General features: G+C 74.5%; 4 protein-coding genes. All 4 read left to right on the top strand.

The features are described from left to right. Window positions 1-867: oligosaccharide flippase family protein (locus VIB55_RS09760; RefSeq protein WP_331876461.1), on the top strand; the 867-nt coding region annotated here is incomplete at its 5' end. Beyond that, window positions 864-1,928, top strand: coding sequence for a polysaccharide deacetylase family protein (locus VIB55_RS09755; RefSeq protein WP_331876460.1), 1,065 nt, complete (start codon window positions 864-866; stop codon window positions 1,926-1,928). The genes VIB55_RS09760 and VIB55_RS09755, both read left to right, overlap by 4 nt. A gap of 143 nt (window positions 1,929-2,071) precedes the next feature. Beyond that, on the top strand, window positions 2,072-3,121 hold the full coding sequence (locus tag VIB55_RS09750; protein ID WP_331876459.1) for a glycosyltransferase family A protein: 1,050 nt from the start codon (window positions 2,072-2,074) through the stop codon (window positions 3,119-3,121). Next, a partial coding sequence (locus VIB55_RS09745) for a glycosyltransferase (RefSeq protein ID WP_331876458.1) occupies window positions 3,118-3,505 on the top strand: 388 nt, incomplete at its 3' end. The genes VIB55_RS09750 and VIB55_RS09745, both read left to right, overlap by 4 nt.

Below are 3,505 nucleotides of genomic sequence, written 5' to 3'. Positions count from 1 at the left end.
GTCGTCAACTACTTCGCGCGCAACGGCGACAACGCCATCGTGGGGCGGGTGCTGGGCGCCGCGGCGCTGGGCCTGTACGGGCGCGCCTACAACCTGATGCTGCTGCCGCTGAGCCACTTGGGCGGCGCCACCATCGCGGTGCTCTTTCCCGCCCTGGCCGAGGTGCAGAACGACAAGCCGCGGCTGAAGCGCGGCTACCTGCTGGCCGTGCAGTTCACGGCGCTGGTCGCCGCCCCGGTGATGACCGGCATGGTCATCGCGGCGCCCCACATGGTGGTGACGCTGTACGGGGCGCGGTGGAGCGGAATGGTGCCCGCGCTGCAGGTGCTGTGCGCCGCCGGCCTCTTCCGCGCGGTCTACCACCTGGCCGGGGCCGTCACCGCCGCCTCCGATCGGCTGGGCGAAGAGACGCGGCGCCAGTTCGTGTACGCCGCGCTGGTCATCGTGGGCGGCATCGCCGGCACCCGCTGGGGGGTCACGGGGGTGGCGGTGGGCGTCAGCCTGGCCATCGTCTACATGTACGTGGCCATGTCGTCGCTGGCGCTGCGCATCGCCGAAGGCACCTGGGGCGAGTTCCTGGCCGTGCAGGCGCCGGGGGTGGCCCTGGCCGGCATGGTGGGCGCGGCGGCGCTGGCGGCGCGGCTGGCGATGGAACGGCTGGGTGCCGGCGACGGCGCCATCTTCCTGGCCATCCTCGCGGCCAGCGCCCTGGCCATGCCCGCGGGGGTGTACCTGCTGCCTCCGCGCGTTCGCCCGGCGGCGCTCTTCGACCGGCTGGCGCCCAACGTGTCCCGGCTTCCGCGGCCGCTGCAGTTCGCCATGGTCCGCGTGCTGCGCCTGTCCCCCGACGCGGGGCGCCTGCCGTGACTCCGGGGGTGCTCGCGCGCCGCGTGGCCTCCAACGCCATGCGGCTGCTCCCCGTCACCGCCTACGCCCGGGTGATCCGGAGCGAGCCCATCGGCCTGTGCTACCACGTGGTGAGCGATCGGCCGGTTCCCCACGTCTCCCGGCTCTACCCCTTCAAGACCGTCGCCCAGTTCCGCGCGGACCTCCTCTGGCTGAAGGCGCACTTCCGCTTCGTCTCCTGTGCCGAGCTGATGGAGGCGCGCGACGCCGGCCGGCCGCTGGGGCCCAACCGCGTCTTCCTGAGCTTCGACGACGGCTACGCGGAGTGCTTCTCCGTCGTCCGCCCCATGCTCCTGGAGCTGGGCATCCCCTGCACCTTCTTCCTGACCACCGACGTCATCGGCAACGGGCAGGCGCTCGCCTTCAACCAGGTGGCGCTGTGCGTGGAGGCGATGCGGACGATGGACGGCGGGCGGGTGCGGGCGATCCTGCAGGAGATGGGGGCGGCGGCGGGACGTCCCCTGGCGGACGCGGAGGCGGTGTCGGCGTGGATCCGCCCGGCGCTGCGCAACCCCGACTCGCCCGCGTACGCCACCCTGGCGCGGCTGGTGGAGCTGGCCGGGGTGGACGTGGAGGCGTTCCTCGGGACGCAGCCGTACCTGACGGCGGAGCAGGTGAAGGAGATGGCGCGGGAGGGCTTCGCCTTCGGCGGGCACTCGCGGCTCCACTGGCACCTGGGGTCCATCGACGGGGCCGGGCGGGTGGAGCACGAGATCGTGGAGTCGTGCCGGGTGGCCGCCGAACTGTCCGGCGCGTCGCGCGTTCCCTTCGCCTTTCCGTACGACGGCTTCGGGCTGGACCGCGGGCTCCTGGCGGACGTGCTGCGGCGGCATCCGTTCATCGGCCCCGTGTTCGGCACCGGGGGCGTGGCGCGCGAAGCGGACGTGCTGCACCGGATGATCGTGGACCATCCACCCAGGCGGCCGGGGGTGCCGTCCACCCTGCCCGGGGTGTTCCGCGACGCCTACCTGTCCGAGGCCCTGCGGCGGCTGGGTGGCGCACGTGCGGAGCCCCCGGGCTGACGCGGTGCGCTGGCACGGGCGGTGCACCGCAAAGCGGTAGCAATCTCGCGCCGGGGACCATCGACCGAGTTCCGCTTGCGCGGGCGCCGCGTTCACACCGCGCGCCCGCTTCCGCACGCCCCGGCTGCACGGACAGGAGCACCATGAGCACCACCGCCCCACCCGACCTGGTATCCGTCGTGGTTCCCTGCCACAACGCCGAGGCGTTCGTGGCCGACACGCTGGACTCCATCCTGGCGCAGTCGCACCCGGAGGTGGAAGCCGTCGTGGTGGACGATGCGTCGACGGACGGCAGCTGGGCCATCGTCGAGGGCTTCGTGGCCCGGCACCCGGACCGGGTCCGCGCGCTGCGGCTGGACCGCAACCGGGGCGGCGGCCACGCCCGCAACCGCGGCGCCGAGCTGGCGCGCGGCGCCTACCTGATGTTCCTGGACGCGGACGACGTGATCACCCCCGGCGCGCTGGCCGCCCTGGTGGCCGTGGCGCGCGGCCGGCCGGGGGCCATCGCGGTCGGCGACTCCGCCAAGCTGGAGCTGGACGCCGGGGGCAGGTGGGTGCGCACCGCCCGCGACCCGGGGCCGCCCAGCGAGGACCGCGACCAGGCGCTGCGCGGCTGGCTGGAGTCGTCGTGGGTGCCCACCTGCGCCGTGCTGTGGCGGCGGGACGCGTACGAGCCCACCGGCGGCTGGGACGAGGAGCTGGCCCGCAACCAGGACGGCGACATCGCCATGCGCGCGCTGGTGCTGGGCGCCTCCATCGCGCGCACGGACGAGCTGGTGGGCCTGTACCGCATGCACGGCGACACCCGAGTGTCCGTCAGCCGCAACTTCGTGCAGGCCAACAAGCTGCAGTCGCAGATCCGCGTGCTCGACCGGCTGGTGTCCATGCTCGAGGCGCAGGGCCGGCTGCCGCTGTTCGCCCGCTCGCTGTCGCGGTCGTACCACGCGGTGGCCATGCAGGGCTTCCAGAACGGCCACTGGGAGCTGGGCCGCGAGTGGCTGGGCAAGGGCCGCGCGCTCGCCCGGTCGCCCGCCGTGTCGGCCACTCCCGCGGGACGCGCGCTGGAGCGGGTGCTGGGCATGGAGCGCAAGGAGCGGCTGGTGCAGCGCCTGGCCGCGCTGGGTGTCATGAGCCGCGGGCGGCGCACCCTCGCCGGGCTCCACGCCCGCGCGGTGCGGGAGACCCCGCCGTGAAGGTGGCCGTCTGCGCCGTGACCTACCTGCGCCCCCGCGGCCTGGCCCGGCTGCTGGAGGGGTTGGCGGCGCTGCGCTTCGGCGGGGGGCGCGGCCCGGAGCTGGAGATCGTGGTGGTGGACAACGATCCCGCGCGCTCCGCCGAAGCCGTCTGCGACGAATGGTCGGACCGGCTTCCCTGGCCCCTGCGCTATCGGCACGAGGAGCGCCGCGGCGTATCCCACGCGCGCAACGCCGCCGTGGCCGCCGCGCGCGAGGCCGGGGCGGAGATGATGGCCTTCATCGACGACGACGAGGTGCCCCAGCCCGGCTGGCTCGACGAGCTGCTGCGGGTGCAGGCCCAGCACGATGCGGACGTGGTGGCCGGCCCCGTGCTGCCGGTGT

Source organism: Longimicrobium sp., from assembly GCF_036554565.1.
GTDB lineage: Bacteria > Gemmatimonadota > Gemmatimonadetes > Longimicrobiales > Longimicrobiaceae > Longimicrobium.
The sequence above is the reverse complement of the archived record's forward strand: the minus strand, read 5'-3'. Positions and strand labels throughout refer to the sequence as shown.

What these genes read in the sequence shown, in the direction of transcription:
- VIB55_RS09750 (WP_331876459.1), top strand. Translation starts at nt 2,072, where the DNA reads ATGAGCACCACCGCCCCACCCGACCTGGTATCCGTCGTGGTTCCCTGC.